General features: G+C 59.3%; 24 protein-coding genes and 1 tRNA gene. 15 read left to right on the top strand and 10 right to left on the bottom strand.

Features of this window, described 5'->3' with window-relative positions:
* Nucleotides 1-59 precede the first annotated feature (59 nt).
* Together ACK3EW_RS10655 and ACK3EW_RS10650 are read left to right on the top strand one after the other, a co-directional pair.
* A tRNA-Leu gene (locus tag ACK3EW_RS10655) sits at nt 60-143 on the top strand.
* Between the two features lie 146 nt (nt 144-289).
* Nucleotides 290-1282 (top strand): methyltransferase domain-containing protein, encoded by a 993-nt coding sequence (locus ACK3EW_RS10650; protein WP_493809539.1) that lies wholly within the window; start codon nt 290-292, stop codon nt 1280-1282.
* A gap of 58 nt (nt 1283-1340) precedes the next feature.
* Here the strand turns inward: ACK3EW_RS10650 and ACK3EW_RS10645 are convergent, their stop codons facing one another.
* Nucleotides 1341-2429 carry a hypothetical protein gene (locus tag ACK3EW_RS10645; RefSeq protein WP_493809538.1) on the bottom strand — a complete coding sequence of 363 codons (1089 nt, stop codon included), beginning with the start codon at nt 2427-2429 and terminating at the stop codon, nt 1341-1343.
* A 300-nt stretch (nt 2430-2729) separates the two neighbouring features.
* Here ACK3EW_RS10645 and tig point away from each other — a divergent pair, with 300 nt between their 5' ends.
* Nucleotides 2730-4061, top strand: a complete 1332-nt coding sequence (gene tig / locus ACK3EW_RS10640) for a trigger factor (protein ID WP_439120725.1) — start codon at nt 2730-2732, stop codon at nt 4059-4061.
* Nucleotides 4062-4224: 163 nt separating this feature from the next.
* On the opposite strand, the gene ACK3EW_RS10635 is transcribed toward tig, so the two are convergent.
* Nucleotides 4225-6180 carry a bifunctional 2',3'-cyclic-nucleotide 2'-phosphodiesterase/3'-nucleotidase gene (locus ACK3EW_RS10635; RefSeq protein ID WP_493809537.1) on the bottom strand — a complete coding sequence of 652 codons (1956 nt, stop codon included), beginning with the start codon at nt 6178-6180 and terminating at the stop codon, nt 4225-4227.
* Between the two features lie 113 nt (nt 6181-6293).
* A complete protein-coding gene (locus tag ACK3EW_RS10630; protein ID WP_493809536.1) occupies nt 6294-7481 on the bottom strand; it encodes a mandelate racemase/muconate lactonizing enzyme family protein in 1188 nt (395 codons plus the stop codon).
* A gap of 360 nt (nt 7482-7841) precedes the next feature.
* On the opposite strand from ACK3EW_RS10630, the gene ACK3EW_RS10625 reads away from it, so the two are divergent.
* Complete coding sequence (locus tag ACK3EW_RS10625; RefSeq protein ID WP_439120723.1) at nt 7842-10142, top strand: Orn/Lys/Arg family decarboxylase; 2301 nt, start codon at nt 7842-7844, stop codon at nt 10140-10142.
* 127 nt (nt 10143-10269) lie between these two features.
* On the opposite strand, the gene rplI is transcribed toward ACK3EW_RS10625, so the two are convergent.
* From rplI to rpsF, 3 genes are read right to left on the bottom strand one after another with little or no spacing between them, the layout of a single operon-like run.
* Nucleotides 10270-10890 (bottom strand): 50S ribosomal protein L9, encoded by a 621-nt coding sequence (rplI, locus tag ACK3EW_RS10620; RefSeq protein WP_439120724.1) that lies wholly within the window; start codon nt 10888-10890, stop codon nt 10270-10272.
* Nucleotides 10891-10902: 12 nt separating this feature from the next.
* Nucleotides 10903-11130, bottom strand: a complete 228-nt coding sequence (gene rpsR / locus ACK3EW_RS10615; RefSeq protein WP_026756163.1) for a 30S ribosomal protein S18 — start codon at nt 11128-11130, stop codon at nt 10903-10905.
* 25 nt (nt 11131-11155) lie between these two features.
* On the bottom strand, nt 11156-11557 hold the full coding sequence (gene rpsF / locus ACK3EW_RS10610; protein ID WP_493809535.1) for a 30S ribosomal protein S6: 402 nt from the start codon (nt 11555-11557) through the stop codon (nt 11156-11158).
* A 296-nt stretch (nt 11558-11853) separates the two neighbouring features.
* Here rpsF and ACK3EW_RS10605 point away from each other — a divergent pair, with 296 nt between their 5' ends.
* Nucleotides 11854-12057, top strand: a complete 204-nt coding sequence (locus tag ACK3EW_RS10605) for a hypothetical protein (RefSeq protein WP_439121458.1) — start codon at nt 11854-11856, stop codon at nt 12055-12057.
* 102 nt (nt 12058-12159) lie between these two features.
* A complete protein-coding gene (locus ACK3EW_RS10600; RefSeq protein ID WP_493809534.1) occupies nt 12160-12744 on the top strand; it encodes a YceI family protein in 585 nt (194 codons plus the stop codon).
* Nucleotides 12745-12819: 75 nt separating this feature from the next.
* Here the strand turns inward: ACK3EW_RS10600 and ACK3EW_RS10595 are convergent, their stop codons facing one another.
* Nucleotides 12820-14037, bottom strand: a complete 1218-nt coding sequence (locus ACK3EW_RS10595; protein WP_493809533.1) for a cytochrome b/b6 domain-containing protein — start codon at nt 14035-14037, stop codon at nt 12820-12822.
* Nucleotides 14038-14185: 148 nt separating this feature from the next.
* Between ACK3EW_RS10595 and fabD the strand changes: the two genes are divergently transcribed.
* From fabD to ACK3EW_RS10580, 3 genes are all read left to right on the top strand, one after another.
* Nucleotides 14186-15121: an ACP S-malonyltransferase gene (gene fabD / locus ACK3EW_RS10590; protein WP_493809532.1), complete on the top strand. Its 936-nt coding sequence runs from the start codon at nt 14186-14188 to the stop codon at nt 15119-15121.
* A gap of 85 nt (nt 15122-15206) precedes the next feature.
* The gene (fabG, locus tag ACK3EW_RS10585; protein WP_493809531.1) at nt 15207-15944 is read left to right on the top strand and encodes a 3-oxoacyl-ACP reductase FabG; all 738 of its coding nucleotides are present in this window, start codon (nt 15207-15209) and stop codon (nt 15942-15944) included.
* 269 nt (nt 15945-16213) lie between these two features.
* Nucleotides 16214-16447: an acyl carrier protein gene (locus tag ACK3EW_RS10580; protein WP_085631956.1), complete on the top strand. Its 234-nt coding sequence runs from the start codon at nt 16214-16216 to the stop codon at nt 16445-16447.
* 104 nt (nt 16448-16551) lie between these two features.
* Here ACK3EW_RS10580 and ACK3EW_RS10575 read toward each other — a convergent pair whose 3' ends face one another.
* Nucleotides 16552-18084, bottom strand: a complete 1533-nt coding sequence (locus ACK3EW_RS10575; RefSeq protein ID WP_493809530.1) for a DUF1963 domain-containing protein — start codon at nt 18082-18084, stop codon at nt 16552-16554.
* Between the two features lie 134 nt (nt 18085-18218).
* Nucleotides 18219-19049: a nucleoside triphosphate pyrophosphohydrolase gene (mazG, locus tag ACK3EW_RS10570; RefSeq protein ID WP_493809529.1), complete on the bottom strand. Its 831-nt coding sequence runs from the start codon at nt 19047-19049 to the stop codon at nt 18219-18221.
* A 63-nt stretch (nt 19050-19112) separates the two neighbouring features.
* Between mazG and ACK3EW_RS10565 the strand changes: the two genes are divergently transcribed.
* The 6 genes from ACK3EW_RS10565 (at nt 19113) to ACK3EW_RS10540 (ending at nt 24406) form a co-directional block, all read left to right on the top strand.
* A complete protein-coding gene (locus tag ACK3EW_RS10565) occupies nt 19113-20273 on the top strand; it encodes a M20 aminoacylase family protein (RefSeq protein WP_493809528.1) in 1161 nt (386 codons plus the stop codon).
* Nucleotides 20274-20276: 3 nt separating this feature from the next.
* Nucleotides 20277-21239 (top strand): agmatinase, encoded by a 963-nt coding sequence (gene speB, locus ACK3EW_RS10560; RefSeq protein ID WP_493809527.1) that lies wholly within the window; start codon nt 20277-20279, stop codon nt 21237-21239.
* A 63-nt stretch (nt 21240-21302) separates the two neighbouring features.
* On the top strand, nt 21303-21701 hold the full coding sequence (locus ACK3EW_RS10555; RefSeq protein ID WP_493809721.1) for a DUF1499 domain-containing protein: 399 nt from the start codon (nt 21303-21305) through the stop codon (nt 21699-21701).
* Nucleotides 21702-21738: 37 nt separating this feature from the next.
* A complete protein-coding gene (prfA, locus tag ACK3EW_RS10550) occupies nt 21739-22788 on the top strand; it encodes a peptide chain release factor 1 (protein WP_493809526.1) in 1050 nt (349 codons plus the stop codon).
* Nucleotides 22785-23633 carry a peptide chain release factor N(5)-glutamine methyltransferase gene (gene prmC / locus ACK3EW_RS10545; protein ID WP_493809525.1) on the top strand — a complete coding sequence of 283 codons (849 nt, stop codon included), beginning with the start codon at nt 22785-22787 and terminating at the stop codon, nt 23631-23633. The genes prfA and prmC overlap by 4 nt, the downstream gene beginning before the upstream one ends.
* Nucleotides 23634-23839: 206 nt before the next feature.
* On the top strand, nt 23840-24406 hold the full coding sequence (locus ACK3EW_RS10540) for a DUF4167 domain-containing protein (protein ID WP_493809524.1): 567 nt from the start codon (nt 23840-23842) through the stop codon (nt 24404-24406).
* Nucleotides 24407-24450: 44 nt separating this feature from the next.
* Here the strand turns inward: ACK3EW_RS10540 and rsmA are convergent, their stop codons facing one another.
* Nucleotides 24451-25287, bottom strand: a complete 837-nt coding sequence (gene rsmA / locus ACK3EW_RS10535) for a 16S rRNA (adenine(1518)-N(6)/adenine(1519)-N(6))-dimethyltransferase RsmA (RefSeq protein WP_493809523.1) — start codon at nt 25285-25287, stop codon at nt 24451-24453.
* Between the last annotated feature and the right edge of the window lie 26 nt (nt 25288-25313).

The following is a 25313-nucleotide window of genomic DNA, read 5'->3' as shown; positions in this document are numbered from 1 at the left end:
TTTTCGTACGAAAATTCTGCTCGCATCAGCCCGAGAGCTTTGCTACTCAGCAGCGCAGTGCGGGTGTGGCGGAATTGGTAGACGCACCAGATTTAGGTTCTGGCGCCTTTGGCGTGGGGGTTCGAGTCCCTTCACCCGCACCACATTTCTGATCCGATGGCCTCTGTGAAGATTGGCATCGTCACGCAATCCCCGTTGACAGACCAACCCCCTCGGCGCTATCGCGCGCTCCGACACTGATCATCAGGTGTCGCGTGTCGCCCGTCGCGTGGCCTGTTCGAGCAGGCAAATGAGCGGGCCTTTTGGACAGACGATCATGGTGGGTAAGCTGTTTGCGTCCGGTGACCTGCATGCCGACAGGCGTGCCGAATTTGCCGAGACATGGGCGCATCTGGGGGATCTCGATGCGGCGGTGGATGTCTTGCAGGGAGCGTTGGAACTTGTGCCGACATGGGGGGCGGGATGGTTCCGCCTTGGTGAATACCTTGAGCGGGTGGGCGATCTTGATGGCGCGGCGCAGGCGTGGGGTCGGGCGATCCAAGAGCAGCCGGACGACCCGTTCGGTGCGGTGCTGCGCCGCGACCTGTTGCGCGAACAGCCCTTGAGCGACACCATGCCTCCGGCTTTTGTAGAAATGTTGTTCGATCAATACGCGCCTCGTTTTGAGACGTCTTTGCTGGATCATCTCGACTATCAAGGGCCCCAGATCATTGCCGACGCGCTGGCGCAGCGCACCGAACCCGTGGTGGACCGGGCGCTTGATTTGGGCTGTGGGACCGGCCTGATCGGGCCGGTGCTGCGGCCCTATTGCCGTCACCTGACGGGTGTGGATCTGTCACAGGCCATGCTTGACGAAGCGTTTGCAAAGGCGGTCTACGACAGGCTCGACAAGGCTGACATTCAGGCGATGCCGATTCCCGACCAATCCTTTGGCCTCATCGTTGCATCGGATGTGTTCAACTACCTTGGTGCGCTCGAACGCATCATCGGCTGGTGCGCGGCCAGCCTCGCCCCTGGTGGCGTTCTTGTTTTCACCGTGGAGCAGGCCCAAGGTCGCGACGTTACGCTGCGCAAGACACAGCGTTTTGCCCATGGGCGCGCCTATGTCAGCGACCTGTTGCAAACCGCTGGATTTGCGACAATCGAGAATCGCGATGTGGTGTTGCGCAAGGATCGCGGAGACAATGTGACAGGGCTTTGCATCGTCGCGCAGTCTCCGACCGTAACAGGCCGACGTCTTGACGATGGTGAGGCGCAGTTCGATGTTGTGGACGCGGATTAGGAACATTGGTTCCGGGCTGGGCTCCTGGCTTTCACATCCAATTTGCACGCCCGAGATGTTACCTCGCGATCTGTACGAAATTGGCACCGACAATGTCACGCGGACTGGTATGAACCAGGCCCGGCCCATTTTCGGCGCCGACCTTTTGCCATGACCCGAAATGCCCATGACGCGGTTCCGCTGCGTCCCCGGCCATGAAGTTGTGCAGTTTTCGTCCCCGAAGAACCGTGTCGTAAAATGACCTGAGGTCTGTCTCTGTCAGCAGGGAAAAGCTGTCCATGCCGTTGGGCATGAAAACGTCGACCTCTTCGTCAAAGGAGTTCACCGCTTTTTCCTGACTGCCATGCAGGACCATGTTCACGCCCATGCGGCTGTTGAGCATGTTTTGTACGTCGATGAATTTCTGACCGCGAAAATTAGGAACTTCCTGCGTTTTTTGGGCGTCGGTCTTGTCGGCATCATGAGTAGCGGCCGGGGATTTGCCCGCGCGGTGCAGATGCGACCAAGGACTGCTGGCATGCTGTTCCGAAACAACGATATTCGTCCCCGGATTGTCCGCCGGGACAACGGCAAAAAGATCATAATCGCCGTGAATGTAAGAGGCGTGCAGAACGCCTCGGCCAGTATCCTTCATCAGTGCGCCAAACCGTTTGGTTCCGGGGCGGGTGTCGGTGAAGAACGGCTGACCCATGGGGAGGTAGAAGCGCGACGGCGTTTTATCGTCGCTCCAGGTAAGATCATCGCAATGCCGACCCGACGCTTCGAATTTTGTCCATTCCTTAAGGGCTGACGCGTGTTTCTTCGGGGTGGCATATGCGGATGACATGCCGGGTGCATGGGGGTTGCAGACCACCCCGGCCACGTTCGACACCCAGCCGATTTCCTTGATATGCACATTGTTCTGCGCGGTCTTTGCCTTGGTATCCGGGCCTTTGGGAATGAAGCCCGTCTGCCCGATATAGCGAATCGACGCGGGATTGGACCGCCGCACCAAGATGAACACATGAAACCACCACGCCGTGTAGGCAAAGGCCCGTTGATCGTGGCGCCGCATGACTCGGTCGGCATCGGGCGCGTGGGTGCACAGGGTCGGCGCAATCATCTGACCTTGTAAGGGTTTGGAGTAATCGTAGGTTCCCGCAGGCATTCTCGACATGCTTACAGCCTTTCCAATTGGGGCCGGCAAGTCACGGAGCCACGCGACACTCTCTCAGTCATTCGGCCTGTGGCGAAAAATATGGCCTGCCAAAAAAACCTTGAAACAACGCCTACAAGCTTATGGCGGGTTGCTTGTTCGGGCAAGGCTCCTGTTATTGCGATGCAAGTTTGGCGGCAGCCACCAGAGGCGCATTTCCCACTTGCACCGCACCAAGCGCGCCTCTAAGAGGCGATGGATTTTGACCGCCGCGGACGCCTCCGCGGCCCCTATGCAATGGATAAGGACGACATGCAGGTCACCGAAACCCTCAATGAAGGCCTCAAGCGCAGCTACTCGATCACCGTTTCGGCGGGCGAGTTGGATGCAAAGGTCAATGAAAAGCTCAAAGAAGCGCAGCCCGAAATCGAAATGAAGGGCTTTCGCAAAGGCAAGGTGCCGATGCCGCTTCTCAAGAAGCAGTTTGGCCAGCGCCTTTTGGGCGAAGCCATGCAGGAAACCATCGACGGCGCGATGGCCAAGCATTTCGAAGACAGCGGCGACCGCCCGGCGCTTCAGCCCGAAGTCAAGATGACCAATGACGACTGGAAAGAGGGCGACGACATTCAGGTCGACATGTCCTACGAAAAACTGCCCGAAATGCCCGAGGTCGATCTGTCGTCGCTGACGCTGGAAAAGCTGGTCGTGAAGGCAGGCGATGCTGAAGTTGACGAGGCGCTCAAGAACCTTGCTGAGACCGCGCAGGACTTCAAGGACCGCAAAAAAGGCTCCAAGGCCAAGGATGGGGATCAGATTGTGATCGACTTCCTTGGCAAGGTCGACGGTGAAGCGTTCGACGGTGGTGCTGCCGAAGATTACCCGCTCGTGCTTGGCTCCGGTTCCTTCATCCCCGGTTTCGAAGAGCAGCTGGTCGGCGTGAAGGTCGGCGAAGAGAAGAACGTCGAAGTCAAATTCCCCGAGGAATACGGCGCTGAAAACCTTGCCGGCAAAGACGCGGTGTTCGAATGCACCGTGAAAGCTGTCAAAGAGCCGGTTGCCGCCGAGATCAACGACGAACTGGCCACGAAGTTCGGCGCTGAAGACTTGGCTGCTTTGAAGGCACAAATCTCGGAGCGTCTGGAAGTCGAATATGCCGGTGCGGCACGTCAGGTCATGAAGCGCGCCTTGCTTGACCAACTTGACGAGAAAGTGTCGGTCGATCTGCCGCCATCGCTGGTCGAAGCAGAAGCCAAGCAGATCGCACATCAGCTGTGGCATGAAGAGAACCCGGACGTGCAGGGCCACGACCACCCCGAGGTCGAACCGACAGCCGAGCACAACAAACTGGCAGAGCGCCGCGTGAAGCTGGGCCTCTTGCTGGCCGAGCTGGGGCAGAAAGCCGAGGTCACCGTGACCGACGCGGAAATGACGCAGGCGATCATGAACCAGGCGCGCCAGTACCCGGGTCAGGAACGTGCGTTCTTCGACTTCGTGCGCCAGAACCAGCAGATGCAGCAGCAGCTGCGCGCGCCGATCTTTGAAGACAAGGTTGTCGATCACGTGGCCGAGCAGGCAACCGTGACCGAGAAAGAGGTCTCCAAGGACGATCTGGAAAAGGCCGTCGAGGCGCTTGACGACGAATAAGACCTGTCGAGGTTTTGAATTGCAAAGGCCGCCCAACTGGGCGGCCTTTTCTGTTTGAGGAGCGGATCGACCGCGGCACTCTGACCGCCATGGAGGGCTCGGCCCCCGTCCGCCATTGGCGTACTCCCCTGAGGTATTTGTGAAACAGAGAAACCGTGTTGGTTCAGAGTGTCATACGGAACAGGGCAAACCCATCGGCGTTTGTGCCGGCCTCTTCAAGCGTCATGCCGTCTAGAGTATTGGCGTATTTCGCACCTGCGGGACCGGTCTCGAAAATCACGCTGGTGCCCGCCATCGGGGCGAAGCGCCAGTTGAAATCGGCCTTGGGGTCGATGGTGCCCTGTTCCACGATGTAGCGTACGATCACGTCGCGGTTGGTGTCGGGGCCTTCGAAGACAATGGTGTCGCCGGTTCCGGGAAAGCTGCCACCGCCGCCTGCACGGTAATTGTTGGTGGCGATGATGAACTCGGCTTCCGGGTCAATGGGTGTCCCGTCATGGGTCAGGTTCACGATGCGGTTGGCGTCCGGGTTGATAACCGCGCCGTCGCGGTCGAATTTCGACGGCTGGCTGAGGTCGATCTGGTAGTTGACCCCGTCGATCACGTCGAAATTGTAGCTGGGGAAGTTGGGGTTCAGCAGCGGCGCATCCGTTGACCCCGGTTCGACCTGATTGAACATGCCCGCCGAGCGTTCCAGCCAGTCCTTGACCTGCGCGCCGGTCACCCGCACTGCGCGCACCGTGTTGGGGTAGAGGTAGAGATCGGACACGTTCTTGATTGCCACATCCCCGACCGGCACGTCGGTATAGTATTCCGGCCCACCGCGACCGCCTGCCTTAAACGGGGCAGCGGCGGATAGGATCGGCAGGCCTTCATGCGGCGTGTCCTGCATCATCTGTGCAATGTACCAGGTCTGGGCGTTGGAAACGATCTGGACCGAAGGATCGTCCGCCACCAGTGCGAAATAGCTGTGCAGAGGGGCGGCGGTTTTACCCACGGCGCGGCGAACATAGGCGAGCGTTTCTTCGTGATCTGCCATCGTGGCCTCAATCACCGGCTGGTAATCCTTGACCAATGCAGTGACCGAACGGTCCTCATTGCGCTGAGAGATGGGCCGCGCCTCGGACTGGTGGTTGAGCACGCGCCAGCCGTTGCCATCGCGTTCGAGCATCAGATCGACCAGCCCCATATGGCTGCCCCAGAAGCCTGCCATGACGCCGGGTTTGCCCATGATCGTGCCTTTGGCCGCATCAAGGCCCGGCAGATTTTCATAGGTGGAGGAGGGGAAGACGAGATGCGAATGTCCCGTCAGGATCACGTCGATGCCGTCGATCCCTGCCAGGGGAATGGAGGCGTTTTCCATCATTTCCGCAGCCTCGGGCGCGCCGATGCCGGAATGCGACAGCGCGATCACGATGTCTGCGCCCTGTTCGCGGCTCTGCGGGACATAAGCGCGGGCCGCCTCAAGAATGTCGCGGGCGGTGACGTTGCCTTCTAGGTGGCGGCGATCCCATGTCATGATCTGCGGCGGCACAAAGCCGATGAGGCCAATCCGGATCGGGTGGGTGTTTCCTCCGCCGTCGGTGATTTCTCGGTCGAGAATAACATAGGGCGGCACAAGTGTGGTGTCCTCGCGCGGGGAGGCGCCGGCGGTCTTGACCACGTTGGCCGACACGACGGGGAAGTCTGCACCGGCCAGCGCCTTCATCAGGAAATCCAGACCGTAGTTGAATTCGTGATTGCCCAATGTGGAGCCGTCAAAACCCAGCACGTTCATCGCGGTGATGATCGGGTGCATGTCACCTTCTTTCATCCCGCGTTCATAGGCGATGTAGTCGCCCATCGGATTGCCCTGCAGGAAGTCGCCATTGTCGAGCAGCAATGAATTCGTGGCTTCGGACCGGATGTTCTGAACAATGGTGGCAACGCGGCTCAGACCCACCGTGTCGGTCGGGCGGTCGCCGTAATAATCATACGGATGCACATGTACATGCAGGTCGGTGGTTTCCATGATGCGCAAGTGCGCCTGATTTGACATGGCGCGCACCGAGAACGGATGCAGCGCCAGAAAGCCCGCAGTGCTTGCCAGAAATCCACGGCGGTTGAGGTGAAGAGCCATGATCGTGTCCCCCTGATCTGTGTTGGTTCTGGGATCAGGTTAAGCCGGAAACCTCACAAGCGGGTAGCGGTTTCATGGCAGCGGCATGAAGCCGCCGGGCGGGGCGGTGCGCGTCAGATGTGCAGATCGCGCGAATAGGTCACGAATTCTGCGATCTCGTCGGGCAGGTGGGTTATGCCGAGGCCCGGGGCGTCCGAGAGGGTGAGCGTGCCGCGATGCGCGGCACCCTGCCATGGGTCGAACGCGTCGCGCAGTGGGTTCGGGTTCACATCCACTTCGAGCAACCCGTCGCCACCAGCCGCGGCAAGCAGATGCGCCGAGGCAATCAAGCCGATACCGCCGCCAAGATAATGTGGACAATAGCGTTGACCCGCCGCGCAGATGGCTTGGGCCACTGGCCAACAACCGCTGAACCCGCCCCATTTGGCGATGTCAGGTTGTAGCACGCCAAAGACGCCTGTGGCGATGGCATCGGCAAAACCGCCAGTGCCGGTGATGTTTTCGCCTCCTGCCAAGGGGATCGGGCTTTGATCTGCCAGCGCACGCCAATGGGTCAGGGAAGCGTCGGCGGGCAGGGGTTCCTCAAGCCAGCCGAGTGGTAGGTCGGTACAGGCAGCGACAAAGCGTTCAGCCTCGGGCAGCGCCCACGCTTGATTGGCATCAGCGCAGAGGGTTTCACCGGCGCCGAGAGTCGAGAAAAGCCCGGTCAGAAGCGCGGTGTCTTGGGTCAGGTCGAAGCCGACCTTGACCTTGTAGGTGGAGAAGCCGGCCTCTTGGCTTTGGGTGATCTGATGGTCGGCTTGACTGATTGCGATGCCACTCGCGTAGCACGGGACGGTGTGTTCCGCCCTTGGGTTCAGATATCGCGCCACAGACAGGCCTGCGCGCCGCGCGACAAGATCGGTCATTGCGGTATCCAGCCCTGCGATCACTTGGCGGAACGGCCCCCATTCGCCACATTGCAGGGCCCGGATGTGGGTCTTTTCGGTGAGCTGGGTGAAAAGTTCCGACGCGTCATCAAAGGGTTGGCCCAAAAGCAAGTCGCCCATGTCTTCGACCAAAAGGCGCGCGCGGTGTTCGGCCCCCGCGGCGGGCCAGTTGGCAAAGACCTCACCCCAGCCAAACGCGCCGTCACCGTCCTCGAGACGCACGAACACAGCGGGGCGGTTGTGCATCACGCCAAAGGACGTGGCCACCGGCGACGAGATCGGAACGCGGTAGGCAGCGACGGTGATGCGGGACAGGGTGATGGCCATGAGCGCAGCACAGCAGGATGTGGCAGCAAAGGCAAGCGCGAGCATTGGGCGTTTCGCAAATCAAAATGTCAGGGACCGGACTGTTCCGGGCGATGCGTTGCAGGTAAGGCAATTTCGGTTATCATGGGGCGGGCAAAATGACTTGGTTGCGTGCGGAAATCAGCCCGCCTATCCGACCATGATCGACTTGCGTTCAGCTGCGCACCCCTTGTGAAGTTGGGGTTGCGATTGAGGGCGTAAACCAAAGGGGCACTGGCGCAGAATTGCCGAAAGCAACTTGCGCTTGGACCTTGATAAACGTCATATCGCGGCAGGCATGACCTCAAGGTCGTTAACTCGGACGGGTGTCGAAAAGCGCATCGCCAGGAAGAAAACTAAGCCTGACCTTCCCTATTGGAGCCTTCTATGAAATTTCGCTTTCCCATCGTCATCATTGACGAGGACTTCCGTTCAGACAACTCCTCTGGCTTGGGCATCCGGGCTATCGCTGCAGCCATCGAGAGCGAAGGCTTCGAGGTGTTGGGCACGACCAGCTACGGGGACCTGTCGCAGTTTGCACAGCAGCAATCCCGCGCAAGTGCGTTTGTGTTGTCCATTGATGACGAGGAATTCACACCCGGTCCCGATCTTGATCCCGCCGTACTGAACCTTCGGTCCTTTATCGAAGAAGTGCGTTGGAAGAACAACGAAGTCCCGATTTACATCTACGGCGAAACCAAGACGAGCCGCCATCTGCCCAACGATATTCTGCGCGAGCTGCACGGGTTCATTCACACTTTCGAAGACACACCGGAATTCGTCGCCCGGCACATCGTCCGTGACGCTAAAGCCTATCTCGAAGCGATCCAGCCGCCATTCTTCAAGGCGCTGCTCGACTATGCCGAGGACGGTTCTTACTCTTGGCACTGCCCGGGGCATTCTGGCGGTGTGGCGTTTCTGAAAAGCCCGATCGGCCAGATGTACCACCAGTTCTACGGTGAAAACATGCTTCGGGCGGATGTGTGCAATTCGGTTGAGGAACTTGGCCAATTGCTTGATCACGACGGCGCCATCGGCGCGTCCGAGCGCAATGCGGCAAGGATATTCAACGCCGACCACTGCTTTTTTGTGACCAACGGGACAAGCACATCGAACAAGATGGTCTGGCACCATACCGTCGCCCCGGGCGATGTGGTGGTCGTCGACCGGAACTGCCATAAATCCATTCTGCACAGCATCATCATGACAGGTGCGATCCCGGTTTTCATGAAGCCGACGCGCAACCACTACGGCATCATCGGGCCCATTCCGAAGTCCGAGTTCACGATCGACGCGATTAAGGAAAAGATCCGGTCAAACCCGCTGCTGTCGCATGTGGACGCAGACACGGTCAAACCTCGGATCATTACCCTGACGCAATCAACCTATGACGGCGTCCTCTATAACACCGAGACGATCAAGGACATGCTCGACGGCTATGTCGAGAACCTGCATTTCGACGAGGCGTGGTTGCCGCACGCCGCGTTCCACCCCTTTTATGGCACCTTCCACGCCATGGGGCGCAATCGCGAGCGACCGAACCAGTCGGTGACCTATTCGACCCAGTCAATCCACAAGCTTCTGGCCGGCATTTCGCAAGCGAGTCATGTGCTTGTGCAGGACAGCAAGAATACCAAACTTGACCGACATCTCTTCAACGAGGCGTATCTGATGCACACCTCGACCAGCCCGCAATACAGCATCATCGCCAGTTGCGATGTGGCCGCGGCCATGATGGAGCCTCCGGGGGGGCGTGCCTTGGTCGAAGAAAGCCTGCTGGAGTCGCTCGATTTCCGTCGCGCCATGCGAAAGGTGGATGAAGAGTACGGCAACGATTGGTGGTTTCAGGTTTGGGGTCCGGAAGAACTGGACGAAGAAGGCATCGACAGTCCGAACAACTGGGTGCTGAAAAAGACGAATGCCGAAGGCGTTCAGCCGTCTGACGGCGAAGAATCCTGGCATGCCTTTGGCGATATGGCGCCCGGCTTCAACATGCTGGACCCGATCAAGGCCACCGTTATCACGCCGGGCATGAATTTGGATGGGAAGTTCGACTATTCCGGCATACCGGCTTCAATCGTGACGAAATACTTGGCCGAGCACGGTGTCGTTGTCGAGAAAACCGGTCTCTACAGCTTCTTCATCATGTTCACGATCGGGATCACCAAGGGGCGTTGGAATTCGCTTTTGACCGAGTTGCAGCAGTTCAAGGACGATTATGACAAGAACGTACCGATGTGGCGCTGCATGCCAAAATTCTGCGCCCAGCAGCCGCGATACGAAAAGATGGGGCTGGGCGATATGTGCCAGCACGTCCATTCGCTCTATGCCAAATCCGATGTCGCCATTCTGTCTACGGATATGTACCTCAGCGATCTGGTGCCTGCGATGAAGCCGACCGACGCGTTTTCCCACATCGCCGCCCGTACGACTCAGCGTGTGCCTATCGACGAACTTGAGGGACGCATAACAACAAGTCTGGTCACGCCTTACCCGCCCGGCATTCCGCTTTTGATCCCGGGGGAGGTCTTCAACAAGAAGATCGTCGAATATCTGAAATTCAACAGAACCTTCGCGCGCGAATGCCCGGGGTTCGAGATCGATATTCATGGGCTCGTTCAGGAAGTGGATGAGAACAATCAGGTGCAGTATTTTGCTGACTGTGTGGCCAAGAGCGAGGAGGTTTAGCCTTCTTGATGTCGGGCGCGGCCGGTCTTGCGTTCGACAGGATGCGTTCAAAGTCGATTTCGTGACCCGCCCAATAAAAAAGCCCCGCCAAATAGGCGGGGCTTTGAAATCTTGATCAAAGAAACGATCAGTCTTCCGACTTTGTCTCTTCGTCAGAAGCTGCGGCGGGTGCCACATCGTCGTCATCGGATGCCGCACCGCCGATATCGTCGAAGAGTTCCGAAATCTCGAACTCTGCCTGTGCTTCTTCCTCGGCGGCCAGTTCCTGAATGGACTTGCCGGAGGCCTGAAGGTCGGCTTCTTCGGGCGAACGTGCGACGTTCAGGCTGATGGTGACCATCACCTCGGGGTGCAGATGGACTTCAACCTCGTGCAGACCAAGAACCTTGATCGGCTGACGGATGATGATCTGTTTGCGGTCGAGTGTGAAACCCTCTTCGGTTGCCACTTCAGCCGCGTCGCGGGTGGTGACGGAGCCGTAAAGGTTGCCACCGTCGGAAGCCTGACGAATCACGATGAACTGCTGGCCGCCAAGACGGTCGGCCATTGCTTCGGCCTCTTTCTTGGTTTCCAGGTTCTGTGCTTCGAGCTGGGCTTTCTGGGTTTCGAACGACGCGATGTTCTCTTTCGAGGCGGTCAGCGCCTTGCCCTGCAGCAGCAGGTAGTTGCGCGCAAAACCGGGCTTTACGTCAACGACGTCGCCCATCTGGCCAAGCTTGGCCACGCGTTCCAGAAGGATAACTTGCATGTCAGTCTCTCCTTACTTCACTGCGTAGGGCAGCAGGGCGAGGAAGCGGGCGCGCTTGATTGCACGAGCCAGCTCACGCTGTTTCTTTGCAGACACGGCTGTGATGCGCGAGGGCACGATCTTGCCACGCTCAGAGATGTAGCGCTGCAGCAGCTTGGTGTCTTTGTAGTCGATCTTGGGTGCGTTGTCGCCCGAGAAGGGGCACACCTTACGACGGCGGAAAAATGGTTTCGTAGCCATGGATTAGCGTCCTTTCTTCAGGCGATCAATTGCGACGTTCGCGGCGTTCGCCACGATCACCACGGTCTCCGCGATCTCCACGATCACCGCGATCCCCACGGTCGTCACGCTTCTGCATCTGGACCGACGGGCCGTCTTCATGCGCGTCCACCTTGATGGTGAGAATACGCATAACGTCGTCATGCAGACGCATCAGGCGTTCCATTTCCTGGATCGCTTCCGACGGTGCGTCGGTGCGCAGGAAGGCGTAGTGGCCCTTGCGGTTCTTGTTGATCTTGTAGGCCATCGTCTTGACGCCCCAGTATTCGTGATCAACCAGCTTGCCGCCGTTGTCCGAAAGAACTGTGCCGAAATGTTCGATGAGGCCTTCAGCCTGCGCGTTGGACAAATCCTGACGCGAGATAAAAACATGCTCGTAAAGCGGCATGTGCACTCCGTTTCTGTTCTGGCGCATTTCAAAGGACAGGGACTGAACCCTTTCGCTCCTGCCCACGAGAGACTGCGCGGTAAAAATCGTCCTGCGAAAGGAGCGCTCCGTATACACGGATTGCGTGGGGGATCAAGCGCCGAGGGTGCAGTTTGCGCAGGGCGTCACAATCCTGCCCTGAACATGCCTTTTCAAGGTCTGGCACACGCCCCGAATTCGGCCGATTTCCGCAACACACTGTTTCCAGATGGTAAACGGTTTGACGGCCGGGTGACAGCCGGTCGGGGAGATACAAGATGGTACATTATGATGAAAACTATGTCCGCAGCCAAAGCTCGGTCGGCACACTGGTGCGCCGCATTCTTGGGATTGCATGCCTGATCGCGGTTCCGGGGATATGGATTGCGGTGCAGGGCGCATTGCCCGAAGCGCGGATTATGGGGCTTGGCCTGTCGGTCATCGTCATGGGATTTGCAGGTCTGTGCCTGTTTGGACGCTGACTGTTCATTGCGACACAGACTCTGTTGAGTTTCAACGAATTGAGACTGCGCGGCATCGCAGCAATTTGTCAGTCATCGTAATCTTGTAAACAGGACTGACCCATGAAAAAGACACTTCTCGCCGCCGCTCTGGTCGCGCTGCCGTTTGCTGCACAGGCCGAACCCGAAGCCTACACGCTGGACGCAAGCCACAGCCAAATCCTCTTCTCCTACAACCACCTTGGCTATTCCACGACCTGGGGCATGTTCTCGGGCTTCGAAGGTGACATCCAATTCGATCAGGAAGAGCCGGCCAATTCGTCCGTGACCGTATCTTTCCCCGTGCGTTCGATGTTCACAGGTTGGGAAGGCCGTTTCGAGCACTTCATGTCCGCTGATTTCTTCGGTGCGACAGAAGACGAAATGGTGACCTTCGCCTCCACGTCCATCGAAGTGACTGGCGACAGCACCGCCAATATCATCGGTGACCTGACCCTGAACGGCATCACCAAGCCAGTCACGCTGGCCGCAACGCTAAACCAGACGGGCGATCACCCGATGGAAGGCAAGCCGTGGGCCGGTTTCGACGCCACAGCGACCCTGCTGCGCAGCGATTTCGAGGTTGGCGCATTCGCCCCCTTCGTGAGCGACGAGGTGCAATTGCAGATTTCTATCGAAGCAATGAAAGTTGACGGCACGGATTCCTGATCCTTAACCGCCGATGAAATAAAAAACCCCGGGCGCATCGCCCGGGGTTTTTTATTGTCCGTGTGAGGCCTTTGGTCAGTTGGCGGTTTCCCCGCCGCGCACTGCCATGAGGTCGACCATAACACTGACGGCAAAACCAAGCTGTCCCTCATCCATCATGCCCGCGCCGATGTCGAACCTGCGTCGGTCCAATTCGGTTTTGCCCTGAACCCGCGCGGTATCGTCCTCTAAAGTCAGATCGAATGGCAGAGATACTGGCTGCTCCACCCCGCGCATGGTCAGCGTACCTTCGGCGATATAGCCTGTCTCGGTTGACAAAAGATCTGCCGTGAAGCGGGCTGTCGGAAACTCGGCGCTGGCGAAATAGTCTGAGCCCATCGCCTGCTGTGTGACCGACCCAAGCGTGAGGGACGTGATCGCTATTTCGACATCTACGAACCCGGCAACACCTGTGCTGACGGTCTCGTCAAAGGTGATGGCTGCGGTCCACTCTGTGAAACGGCCCGACACGCCAGAGCCCATTTGTTGCACGGTGATCCCCAACGTGCCGTCGGTCATCGCCCAATCGCTCTCGACCTGTTGCAGCGCGGGTGCCTCGGCGGCTATGGCAGTGCCTTTATGATAGACCCCCAGAACGCTCCCAACGCCAATCGCGGCGGCCCAGACAACAACGGCGAGCATCGGCGGCAAAACTTTGCGCTGTGTGTGCAATGTCGGTGTGACCGCAACGCGGCGGCCCGGCAACATACGCGCAAGGGTGTCGTCCTTGTCTATCACAGCATGTTTGACCGCGCCTGCGATGTGCAAGATCAAGGACACGATCAGCACTCGTTCGAACACGATATGCAGGCCCGCTGCGGTTTCCGACAAGGTCAGGCTTTCGGGAACCAACGGCAGATTTTGCCCGAACGGCCACCAGATCGGTGCAAAGCCTTCCGTCGCTGCGTGATGAACCCAGCCGGACAAAGGCACCAGCACCAATGATCCATACAGCAGCCAGTGCACGATCTCGGCCAAAAGCGTCTCGGCCTTGCGGTCTGGGTGCAATGGCGCGGGTTTCGGTTGGCTCAGCGCCCAGAGGATACGGGCAAGGGCGACGAAAAACAGTGTCACCCCCACCGTCTTGTGCAACGAGAAAAGCCACGCCTTTTCTGCAAGCTGCTCGGCCGTCTCATACGGCAGGTCATTGGCGATGATCCCAAGCGGGATCACGGCAAGGATGCCAAGCGCGGTCAACCAGTGGAATGTCTTGGCGACAGAGCCATAGCGGGCGGTGGTGTTCGTGGCGGGCATAAGGTGCCTCCAATGTAAATCTGTTAGCCCACAGCTATCGCCGGATGCGCGGGGCGCAATCTTCGCCAATGCACAGAATGAGTGCAGCAACGTTGCGTCGCTGCGGCACGGGTTGTAATGGCATGTGGACCAATCAAGGAGGCATGCCGTGAGCCGAGCTTTTCTATTTCCCGGACAAGGGGCGCAAACCATAGGGATGGGCAAGGATCTGGCCGAAGCCTATCCAACCGCCCGCGCAGTGTTCGAAGAGGTGGACGACGCGCTTGGGGAAAAGTTGTCGGCGCTGATTTGGGATGGCGAGATCGAAACGCTGACCCTGACCGCCAATGCGCAACCGGCGCTCATGGCCACCTCAATCGCGGCGATGCGAGCACTAGAGGCTGAGGGCATCGCTATAGGATCGGGTGCGTATGTGGCTGGTCATTCGCTTGGCGAATATTCCGCGTTGACCGCCGCCGGGGCGCTGTCGGTGTCTGACGCGGCAAGGTTGTTGCGGGCACGTGGCACCGCGATGCAGGACGCCGTTCCCGTGGGTGTTGGCGCTATGGCAGCAGTGCTTGGGCTGGGCCTTGAGGACGTGCGCCGCGTGGCTGAGGCCGCAGCGCAGGGCGAGGTGTGCGCGGCGGCCAATGACAACGATCCGGGGCAGGTTGTCGTCTCTGGACACAAGGCGGCTGTCGAACGCGCGGTCGATCTGGCGAAAGAGGCAGGTGCGAAACGCGCGGTTCTGCTGCCTGTCAGCGCCCCGTTCCATTGTGCCCTCATGGCCCCCGCAGCCGAGGCGATGGCCGATGCCTTGGGTAGTGTGACGATCAACGCGCCGGTGGTGCCGGTAGTGGCGAACGTCCGCGCCGAGGCGGTCAGCGATCCCGAAACCATCCGCGCGCTGCTGGTCGAGCAGATCACCGGTGCGGTGCGTTGGCGCGAATCCGTGAACTGGATGGTCGGGCAGGGCGTGGACGACTTCTGGGAAGTCGGCGCAGGCAAAGCCCTGATCGGCATGGTGCGCCGGATCGAACGGTCGGCGGCGACGCGCGCCGTTGGATCGGCTGCCGACGTGCAGGCCGCAACGCAAGAGAGCTGAGCCCGGAATTTAATGGCCGGCTACAGGATCTTTAAGCGAAGCTTCTGTGTGCCCAAGACTAAAACGATATGAAAAGGACCACGACATGTTCGATCTGACAGGCAAAACCGCGTTGATCACAGGCGCATCCGGTGGCATAGGCGGTGAAATCGCCCGCGCATTGCACAATGCGGGGGCCACGGTTGGCCTGTCCGGCACCCGCACCGAACCGCTCGAGGCGTTGGCGGCTGAACTGGGCGACCGCGCTCATGTCCTGCCCTGCAACCTCAGCGATCCCGAGGCCGTGGCAGCCTTGCCGAAACAGGCCGCCGATGCGATGGGCAGCGTCGACATCCTTGTGAACAACGCCGGCATCACCCGCGACAACCTCTTCATGCGGATGTCAGATGATGAATGGCAGTCGGTCATCGATGTTAACCTGACCGCCACATTCAAGCTCTGCAAAGGCGTATTGCGCGGCATGATGAAGGCGCGTTGGGGCCGCATCGTGAACATCTCGTCCGTCGTCGGTGCCACGGGCAATCCGGGGCAGGGCAACTATGCCGCCGCCAAGGCGGGCATGGTCGGTATGTCGAAATCGCTGGCCTACGAGGTCGCCTCGCGCGGCATCACGGTGAACGCCGTCGCACCCGGCTTTATCCAAACAGCGATGACCGACAAGCTGACCGATGATCAGAAATCCACTATCCTGACACAGATTCCCTCGGGCCGCATGGGCACCCCGGAAGAGATCGCTGCGGCGGTTCTTTATCTTGCCAGTGCCGAGGCAGCTTATGTCACGGGAACCACGCTTCATGTGAATGGCGGCATGGCAATGCTCTGATTTCACAGGGGAAAGAGAGATTGTGCAGGTGCAGAAATCCCTGAAATCACATAGATTTCTTCGTGCACGCGATTGCATTGAAAGCGTTTGCCATCCCGATTCCATGTGCTATAGCGGCGCAGGTTTTGGACCATCCCGGTGACTTTCGGGCAGTGTCGGTCTTAGGTGTTCCATGTGGACACAAACCGCCGCCCGTAAGGGCACGATCAATTCCGCCCGGGCGCGGGCTAACCCGGCCTCCGCGCCGACGAAACTGTGAGGAAGAAAACATGAGCGACGTCGCAGATCGCGTTAAGAAAATTGTTGTCGAGCACCTTGGTGTCGAAGAGGACAAAGTGGTTGAGAACGCGTCGTTCATCGACGACCTCGGCGCTGACAGCCTCGACACCGTTGAGCTGGTTATGGCTTTCGAAGAAGAGTTCGGCATCGAGATTCCGGATGACGCAGCCGAAACCATCCAGACATTCGGCGACGCGGTGAAGTTCATCAACGAAGCTCAGTAAGCGTCGGAACTTTGTGATTTTCGAAAAGCGCGCTCTGGCTCAGGGCGCGTTTTTCTTTTGCATGCCTGCGCATCGCGGTCATGCGCGTTGGTGCAAGACAGACGTCACGAATAAAAATACGTATACGCGACGCGGTCAAAACTGCGGTTTTCCAAATCCTCGGGTTTGATCCAAAGCTGAATACTCCCGTCCGGGCTGCATACCTGCGTGCCGAACCCGTAAGTGATCTGCAAAAGCAGCACGTTCTGCGCGGCGATGTCGTCGACTTGGGGTTGAATGCAGACGGGGGCACCCAGAAGCTGTGGAGGCTCAAGCGGTGTGCGATAGAACTGGTCGACCTCTTCACCAAGAACCTGCGTCTCTGCGTATAGCTTGCTGTCCCAGTAGGCGGCCACCAGTTCGGGGTCCCGGCAGGCTTTCATCTTGTCCTCGCTCATGCGCCGGACCCGCGCGACCGCTGTCCGGTCCCGATCCTTGTGTGTGGCAACGCGTTTCATCGCCGTCTGAAGGGCGGTCTTTGCAAGTTCTTTGGTTGTAAAGCTGTCCTTGTCGTGGCCGATGATCCAGCTGTCGATTGCATCGATGCCGATATGTTCGCCTTCGTCCGCGAGGAACGTGTTGATCTCATTCAGGAATTCGAAGAACCGCCGTGCCGTTTCGACGGGAACACTCCCTGTGCGGGATTGGGCGTAGGTCATCCATTTCTTTGCCCGAACATCGAATTTCCCACCTTCCGGGATCATCGGCTTGACGAACTTGGTTTTCCAGCCCGCAAGCCCGGGCTTGTTGTATTCCGCAGCGTTGACGGTTCTGCGGTTTTCCTCGAAGACGCCCAGCAAAACGCGCAGCTGTTCGTTGTCTCCGACCTGGGCCAGATAGCGCTTTCCGTGCTTCAGCCCGAGATCAAGACTTTCGATCTGGAATTGCTTTGACCATTCAAAGATGAAATGCCACCCGAAAAGCCCCTTGTCGAGGATCGGAAAGTCCCACCAGAAGCGCGTGTCCATTTGCGGCGCGTAAAGATGGTACCTGTCCATGGGTTCGGGCAAAGGGCTCTGATCCAATGCCTGCGCGACAAGGTCCTTGCTCAAGGCGTTGATGGCACTCAGATCCTCTTTGCTGATAGTGCCAAGGTGCGCGCTCAGCCCGTCAATCCATCGGACCGTCAGGAAGGGCATCAGATCGGCATACTGGCGGTAGAGCAGACGTCCACATGGGGAGAGGCCCACAGTGTCGATCCAATAGGCTGACCAGTTGAATTCCTCTTCGCGCAGATCGCCAAGGCTATCGGGCGGCTCCCGTTCGGGCAGGTGTGACACGTCGTGGGGGACATATATGACCCGCGCGTCGCCCTGATAGACAAAATCGCCAAAGAGCGGGAGAAAGAAGAACAGGGTTCCGTGTTCCGGCAGTTGGTCGAGGGTGTAGCTTTTGCCATCGTGTTCGAAACGACGCGGCACCAGATCGAGATTGACCTGCGCGTAAAACACTAGACCTTCTGGCCAGTCATAGTCTTCGGGCAACTGCGGCTTTCCGCCCAGTGTGACCGATGCGCCAGAACCGCCAAGGTTCGAAGGCCGGGGCCTGAGGAAAAGGCCGGGTGCCAGATCAATCCGTTTTTGGAAATCCTGTCCCATTTTATGCGTCTCGCAACAAAGTCAAACTCTTACCGTTCAAACCTGATCGTGTCGCAACGTGGTAAGACTATGTTGGCACGTTGGTGATTTAAGGGCGGTCAGACCTGCGCGCTTGTCCTGCTTTCGAACTTGGGTCAGCTGGACGATTTCGAAGTGATCCGTTGCGCCTTCTCCACCGCCTTTGCGGCATCCCAAAGCGCGTCCATTTCGGTCAGATTGCTGTCCTTCGGCGTCCGCCCTTCAGCGGCCAGCGCAGCTTCAATGCTTTCGAAGCGGCGGGTGAACTTGGCATTCGTGGCGCGCAACGCCGCTTCGGGGTCAAGCCCCATATGGCGACCCAGATTGACCATCACGAACAGCAGGTCTCCAAACTCCTCGAACCGCTCGGCATCGTCTCGCACCTCGCGCAACTCCTGTGCTTCCTCGACGATCTTGTCCAAGACCTCGTCCGTCGACGGCCAGTCAAACCCGACCCGCGCAGCGCGGTTCTGGAGTTTCGAAGCCCGCGTCAGTGCAGGCAGACCCTTGGCCACCCCGTCCAGCACGCCGGTTTCCTGCTTGCCCGCACGTTCCGCCGCCTTGATCTTTTCCCAGTCCAGAACCTGCTGTTCGGCGGATTTGTCCCGGCTTTCATCACCGAACACATGCGGATGCCGCGCTACCATCTTGTCGCTGATCGCATTGGCCACATCGTCAAAGCTGAACATGCCCGCCTCTTCGGCCATCTGCGTGTGATAGACCGACTGCAACAGCAGATCGCCCAACTCGCCTTTCAGCTCGTCCCACGCCTCGCGTTCGATGGCGTCTGCCACCTCATAGGCCTCTTCGATCGTGTAGGGCGCGATGGACGCGAAATTCTGTTCGATGTCCCACGGACAGCCTGTTTCGGGATCGCGCAAGCGACGCATGATTTCCAAAAGCCGGGGCATACCCCCCTTGGGGTCATGGATCAGGTCATCGGACATTGCAGGCCTCCGTGCTTCGGGATTAGATGCAGGGATGCGGTATCAGCGCGAGGGAGTCCACCCATGGCTATCATCAACCGGATCGGCGATTACGCCGAGGACATGAAGACATGGCGTCGGCACTTGCACATGCATCCCGAACTGAGCCTCGACTGCCATGAAACGGCGGCGTTTGTGGTTGAAAGGCTCAAGGAGTTTGGTGTCGACGAAATCCACGAAGGCATTGCACAATCGGGTGTTGTGGCTTTGATCCGGGGGCAGGGCGACGGCCCGGTGACTGGCCTGCGGGCTGATATGGACGCGCTGCCCATCGAAGAGACCACTGGCGTTGATTATGCGTCCACCATTCCCGGCAAGATGCATGCCTGCGGCCATGACGGTCACACGACGATGCTTTTGGGGGCTGCCCGCTATCTGGCGGAAACCCGGAACTTCAAAGGCACCGTCGCATTGATTTTTCAGCCAGCAGAAGAAACCGTGGGCGGTGCCCGCATCATGGTCGAAGAAGGCATCATGGATCGGTTCGGCATCCAAGAGGTCTTCGCGCTGCACACTGATCCATTCGGCGATGTGGGCGTGTTCAACACCTGTCCCGGTCCGATCATGGCGGCGGTGGATGATTTCGAGATCACGATCACCGGCAAGGGCGGTCACGGCGCGTTTCCCCACACCACGTTAGACCCGGTGCCCTGCGGACTTGCCATCGGGCAGGCGTTGCAAACAATCCCGTCGCGCAACGCCGATCCGCGCCTGCCGCTGGTGGTGTCGCTGACCATCTTGCAGACCGGCAGCGCCACCAACGTGATCCCGGAAACCATGCGTCTTGCAGGCACAGTGCGCAGCTTTGATCCCGACCTGCGCGATATGGTTGAACGCCGCTTCGCAGAGATCGTTGCGGGGCAGGCGGCCAGCTACGGCGTCACGGCAAAGCTGGACTACGTTCGCAATTACCCCGCCACCATCAACCACCATGCTCAGACAGATTTTGCCGTGCGTGTCGCCCAAGAGGTGGTGGGCGATAGCAACGTGATCAGTGACCGCGCGCCCGAAATGGGGGCTGAGGATTTTTCCTATATGCTCGAGGCGCGGCCCGGAAGTTATCTGATGCTGGGGCAGGGGATTGGGCCGTCCTGCCACCATCCCGCGTTTGACTTCAACGACGAGGTGGCACCCATCGGCGCGTCGTTTTTCGCCCGAGTGATCGAAACCCGTCACGGAGTGTAAACCATGGGCCTTGAAGACGCCAAAACCCAAATCGACCACGCCTTCACCCGCGATGATCTCAAAGGGGCAAGTTTCGAGAACGCCTTTGCCGGTGCCACATCGTTCCTGCGGCGGCGCTATACCAAGGACCTGACCAATGTGGACATCGCCATCACCGGCGTGCCCTTTGATCAGGCCGTAACGCACCGCACCGGCACACGCTTTGGCCCCCGCGCCATCCGCGAGGCCTCCAGCCTTCAGCCCTACGACAAGCCATACGGTTGGGATTACAATGTGCTCGAAGACTTCGCGATTGCCGATTACGGCGATCTGGCCTTCGACTATGCCAAAGTGTCAGAGTTTCCCGAAACGCTAAAATCCCATATCGCGGGCATTCTGGCACAGGACACAGCGACGGTGACGCTGGGTGGCGACCACTACATCACCCTGCCGATCCTTGAGGCCTATGCCGAAAAATACGGCCCCCTAAGCCTGCTGCAATTCGACGCCCACACCGACACCTGGGCCGATGACGATATGGAGCGGATCGACCACGGGACGTTCCTTTACAAGGCGGTCAAGCTGGGTCTGGTAGATCCGGCGCGGTCGGTTCAGGTCGGCATCCGCACCGACAACCCTGACACGCTGGGCTTCAACATCATCGACGCGCGCGAAATGCACCGTATCGGGCCCGAAGCCGTCGTGGAACAAATCTGTGAAATCCTAAAGGATTACCCAACCTACCTCACCTTCGACATTGATTGCCTCGACCCTGCCTTTGCCCCCGGCACCGGCACGCCCGTCTGGGGAGGGCCGTCAACAGCAGATATTGCCGTCATCCTGCGGAATATCGCCGGGATCGAACTAATGGGGGGCGATGTGGTTGAAGTCAGCCCGCCTTTCGATACATCAGGTATTACAGCCGTGGCGGGCGCCCATGTCGCGACAGAGATTCTGTCGCTGTGGGGGTGGACGCGCCGCGCCTGAAGTTCAGTGCGCGTGAGCAAGGGGCCGGTGCCCCATTGAGGCAAGGATAAGGACGTCGTGAAAATGTTCTTCTGGGCGGTTGTGCTCATTGTGGTTGCAGGTCTGGCGTGGATCAGGCTCGCGCCATCGGACCCTGCCGCTTGGCATGTGGACCCCAAAGTGACGGCTGATCAGGATCTGGCCGGAGGCGTGCGCCGTCGCATCCCGGCAACCGACGGCACCTTTGCCACGCTTGACCGTATCATCCTGGCCACCCCGCGCACCGAAGTGCTGACGGGAAGTGTGGAAGAGGGCAAGGTCACCTATGTCACCCGGTCCCAATGGATGGGCTTTCCCGATTACACCACCGTGATGGAGAACGAGGCCGTGCTGGAACTGTTCGCGCGCCTTCGGTTCGGCCAATCCGACATGGGCGTGAACAAGGCGCGTGTGGATGGCTGGCTGGACCGGCTGGGCGGATAGGCCTTGACCGCAAGGCGTTGATGCCCGACAGAACCGCATGATCCCCGAAGACCGCTTGCACCAGATCACATCGCGTTTTGAATACCTTGAGGCCCAGATGGCCGAAGGGTCGGGCGACATTGCAGCCATCGGCAAGGAATACTCGGATCTGCGGCCAGTGGTTGAACAGATCGCTGAATGGAAACAGGTGCGCGCCGACATCTCTGATGCCGAAGCGATGTTGTCGGATCCCGAAATGCGGGAATTGGCTCAGGAAGAACTGCCCGACCTCAAGGCGCGTTTGCCCAAGGTCGAACATGCGCTGCAGCTCGCGCTTTTGCCCCGCGACAAGGCCGATGCGCGGCCTGCCATGCTTGAAATCCGCCCCGGAACGGGCGGCGAAGAGGCAGCATTGTTCGCCGGTGACCTGTTGCGCATGTACCAGCGCTATTCCGAAGCGCGCGGCTGGCGGTTCGACATCATAGAGGAACAATCAACCGAGATCGGCGGCATCAAGGAAGTCGTGGCGCATATCACGGGAACCAATGTCTTTGCCCGACTGAAATACGAATCCGGCGTCCACCGCGTACAGCGCGTGCCCGAGACGGAATCAGGCGGGCGCATCCACACCTCTGCCGCAACTGTGGCGGTTCTGCCCGAGGCCGAGGATGTGGACATCCAGATCAACACAAACGACCTGCGCATCGACACCATGCGCAGTTCCGGCGCAGGTGGGCAGCACGTCAACACCACCGATTCGGCGGTGCGCATCACCCACATTCCCAGTGGGATCGTGGTCACCAGTTCCGAAAAATCCCAGCACCGCAACCGCGAGATCGCGATGCAGGTGTTGCGCACGCGCCTCTTCGATATGGAGCGGCAAAAGGTCGATGCCGAACGCTCGGCCAATCGCAAAAGTCAGGTCGGCTCTGGTGATCGCTCCGAACGCATCCGCACCTACAACTTCCCGCAGGGGCGCCTGACCGACCATCGGATCGGCCTGACGCTCTACAAGCTTGATGCGGTGATGGCGGGCGATCTCGATGAGATCATCGACGCGCTCACTGCCGATGCACAGGCCACACTGCTGGCCGAGATGGGGGCATGACTGGAACCCAGGCGCTGTCCCTTGCGGTCGCACGGCTGCGCGAGGCAGGTATTGACGACCCGGCCCGCGATGCGCGACGCATCATGGCGCATGTGCTGGGCGTTGCTCCGGGGCGGCTGACCCTTGTGCTGCCGGACATGATCTCAGAGGCCCAAGTTGAAAATCTAGGTGCGCTGATCGAAAGACGCGGCCGACGTGAACCTGTATCCCATCTGATTGGCACGCGCGCCTTTTTCGGCCGCGATTTCCGCGTGAATTCTGCAGTGCTCGATCCGCGCCCCGAGACAGAAATCTTGATTGAACAAGGGCTTGCAGGCGACTTTTCACATGTTCTCGATCTTGGAACGGGATCAGGCTGCATTATCTTGACCCTGCTGGCAGAACGTCCCACTGCGCAAGGTACGGGCACCGATCTGAGCGAAGATGCGCTGTCGGTTGCACAAGAGAACGCCGCGCGCGTATCTGTGCAGGACCGGGTGACATGGGGGCATGGCGCGTGGTTTAACGCGGTGGCGGCGGGGCAGCACTTTGACCTGATCGTGTCCAACCCGCCCTATATCGCGGCCAACGAAATGCCGGGGCTCGCCCCAGAATTGGCCTTTGAGCCACGTATGGCGCTCACAGACGAAGCTGACGGCCTGACCGCCTACCGTGCCATTGCCGCCGGGGCCCGGGCGCATCTCACTCCGCACGGCCGCCTGATTGTCGAAATAGGGCCGACGCAAGGGGCAGCCGTTGCCAAGCTGTTTCAAGCGGCTGGTCTTGCAAAAGTGGCGATCCATCCCGACCTTGATGGCAGGGATCGGGTCGTCTCCGGCGCAAACCTGCCACGAACCGACCTTTAAGATCGAAAATCCGAACCTTTCGACGCAAATTATACTTGTAAGCCGGGGTCGGACATGATTACTCAGAGTCATTGCAGCGGTCGAGGCTGGTTTGCACCCCTCTCGCGCGATTGTAAGCCCAAACATGGATGCTTTTGCACAGGACCCGCGCACAAAGCGCACACAGCAATCGCAAAAACAGCTGAAAGAAGGCTGGAAAGTTACAGATGCGTTCTTCAAACAAACGTTCGCGGAATAAGAATAACCGCAACCGCCCGAATTCTGTCGGAAACGTCGTCAACCGTGTGTTCGACAGCTCCGGTCCCGAGGGTAAGGTGCGCGGTACGCCGCAACAGATCATTGACAAGTACAACCAGCTCGCGCGCGACGCCCAGCTCAGCAATGACAGGGTGAATGCGGAAAACTTCCAACAGCACGCAGAACACTACATGCGTCTGCTCAGCGAAGCACAGCGTGAACAAGATGCGCGCCGCGAACAGCAAGAGCGTGAAAACCGCGACCGCCAGACGCAGCGTGATAACGAACGTCCGCAGCGTCAGGAGCAGGACAATTCAAATTCTGCTCAGTCGGTGAATGACCCCGCCGATGCGCCGCAGCCTGATGTGATTGACGCATCCGACAGCAGCACTGACAGTGGTCTTGTGGACACTCCCGAAGCCAAGGCCGAGGAAAAGCCCAAGAAGCCCCGCGCGCCGCGTAAGCCGCGCAAAAAGCCAGAGCCGAAGGCGGAACAACCCGCCGCAGAGCAGGGCACGCCAGACGCTGCTGAATAAACGAAAAAGCCGGGGCTTTCCCCGGCTTTTCTGTTTCCAGCCGGTTAGGCCAATTGTCGGGCCAAGGCGCAGAACGCCTCGATTGACACCTGCTCGGCGCGCTCGGTCGGGGGAATGCCGACCGCGTTCAGATGATCCTCGATATCCGGCGACAGCCCCTTGAGCGACGCGCGCAGCATTTTGCGCCGTTGATTGAACCCAGCCGCCACAACCCGCTCCAGCACCTTGGCATCAGCTTCGAACCGGGGCGCGGGCAGGGCGCGCAGATGCACCACGGCGGAACTGACCTTGGGCGGGGGGCTGAATGCCTCGGGCGGCAGATGCATCGCGATATGCGCGTCACCGCGCCACTGCGCCAGCACCGCCAGCCGACCGTAAGCCTTGTCGCCCGGCTTGGCGACAATCCGCTGTGCAACCTCTTTCTGAAACATCAGCGTCAGGCTTGACCACACCGGCGGCCAAACCGCAGGCGTCAGCCAACGCACCAGCAATTCGGTGCCGACATTGTAAGGCAGGTTGGCACAGATCGCGATCGGCGGTGTCAGATGCGCCAATGCGTCGATCTGCAGCGCATCGCCCTCGATCACCTCAAGCCGCCCCGGATAGACCGCGGCAATCTCGGCCAGTGCGGGCAAGCACCGCGCGTCTTTCTCCACTGCCAGCACCTTGCGCGCGCCCTCGACGAGCAATCCGCGTGTCAGTCCACCCGGCCCAGGCCCGACCTCAAGCACATCTGTCCCGCTCAAATCACCCGCCTGACGCGCGATCTTGGCGGTCAGATTCAGGTCGAGCAGAAAGTTCTGTCCCAACGCCTTTTTCGCGCTCAACTCATATGTCGCGATCACATCGCGCAGCGGCGGCAGGGAATCAATTGCGGGCATGGAAACCTCCGCACAAGGCGCGCGGC

This window comes from Marivita sp. NO-S04 (assembly GCF_059070475.1).
The sequence above is the reverse complement of the archived record's forward strand: the minus strand, read 5'-3'. Positions and strand labels throughout refer to the sequence as shown.

Excerpts from the sequence above, each read along its gene's own strand:
- ACK3EW_RS10650 (WP_493809539.1), top strand. The coding sequence starts at position 290 with ATGAGCGGGCCTTTTGGACAGACGATCATGGTGGGTAAGCTGTTTGCG.
- ACK3EW_RS10645 (WP_493809538.1), bottom strand. The coding sequence starts at position 2,429 with ATGCCTGCGGGAACCTACGATTACTCCAAACCCTTACAAGGTCAGATG.
- tig (WP_439120725.1), top strand. The coding sequence starts at position 2,730 with ATGCAGGTCACCGAAACCCTCAATGAAGGCCTCAAGCGCAGCTACTCG.
- ACK3EW_RS10635 (WP_493809537.1), bottom strand. The coding sequence starts at position 6,180 with ATGGCTCTTCACCTCAACCGCCGTGGATTTCTGGCAAGCACTGCGGGC.
- ACK3EW_RS10630 (WP_493809536.1), bottom strand. The coding sequence starts at position 7,481 with ATGCTCGCGCTTGCCTTTGCTGCCACATCCTGCTGTGCTGCGCTCATG.
- ACK3EW_RS10625 (WP_439120723.1), top strand. The coding sequence starts at position 7,842 with ATGAAATTTCGCTTTCCCATCGTCATCATTGACGAGGACTTCCGTTCA.
- rplI (WP_439120724.1), bottom strand. The coding sequence starts at position 10,890 with ATGCAAGTTATCCTTCTGGAACGCGTGGCCAAGCTTGGCCAGATGGGC.
- rpsR (WP_026756163.1), bottom strand. The coding sequence starts at position 11,130 with ATGGCTACGAAACCATTTTTCCGCCGTCGTAAGGTGTGCCCCTTCTCG.
- rpsF (WP_493809535.1), bottom strand. The coding sequence starts at position 11,557 with ATGCCGCTTTACGAGCATGTTTTTATCTCGCGTCAGGATTTGTCCAAC.
- ACK3EW_RS10605 (WP_439121458.1), top strand. The coding sequence starts at position 11,854 with ATGGTACATTATGATGAAAACTATGTCCGCAGCCAAAGCTCGGTCGGC.
- ACK3EW_RS10600 (WP_493809534.1), top strand. The coding sequence starts at position 12,160 with ATGAAAAAGACACTTCTCGCCGCCGCTCTGGTCGCGCTGCCGTTTGCT.
- ACK3EW_RS10595 (WP_493809533.1), bottom strand. The coding sequence starts at position 14,037 with ATGCCCGCCACGAACACCACCGCCCGCTATGGCTCTGTCGCCAAGACA.
- fabG (WP_493809531.1), top strand. The coding sequence starts at position 15,207 with ATGTTCGATCTGACAGGCAAAACCGCGTTGATCACAGGCGCATCCGGT.
- ACK3EW_RS10580 (WP_085631956.1), top strand. The coding sequence starts at position 16,214 with ATGAGCGACGTCGCAGATCGCGTTAAGAAAATTGTTGTCGAGCACCTT.
- ACK3EW_RS10575 (WP_493809530.1), bottom strand. The coding sequence starts at position 18,084 with ATGGGACAGGATTTCCAAAAACGGATTGATCTGGCACCCGGCCTTTTC.
- mazG (WP_493809529.1), bottom strand. The coding sequence starts at position 19,049 with ATGTCCGATGACCTGATCCATGACCCCAAGGGGGGTATGCCCCGGCTT.
- ACK3EW_RS10565 (WP_493809528.1), top strand. The coding sequence starts at position 19,113 with ATGGCTATCATCAACCGGATCGGCGATTACGCCGAGGACATGAAGACA.
- speB (WP_493809527.1), top strand. The coding sequence starts at position 20,277 with ATGGGCCTTGAAGACGCCAAAACCCAAATCGACCACGCCTTCACCCGC.
- ACK3EW_RS10555 (WP_493809721.1), top strand. The coding sequence starts at position 21,303 with ATGTTCTTCTGGGCGGTTGTGCTCATTGTGGTTGCAGGTCTGGCGTGG.
- prfA (WP_493809526.1), top strand. The coding sequence starts at position 21,739 with ATGATCCCCGAAGACCGCTTGCACCAGATCACATCGCGTTTTGAATAC.
- prmC (WP_493809525.1), top strand. The coding sequence starts at position 22,785 with ATGACTGGAACCCAGGCGCTGTCCCTTGCGGTCGCACGGCTGCGCGAG.
- ACK3EW_RS10540 (WP_493809524.1), top strand. The coding sequence starts at position 23,840 with ATGCGTTCTTCAAACAAACGTTCGCGGAATAAGAATAACCGCAACCGC.
- rsmA (WP_493809523.1), bottom strand. The coding sequence starts at position 25,287 with ATGCCCGCAATTGATTCCCTGCCGCCGCTGCGCGATGTGATCGCGACA.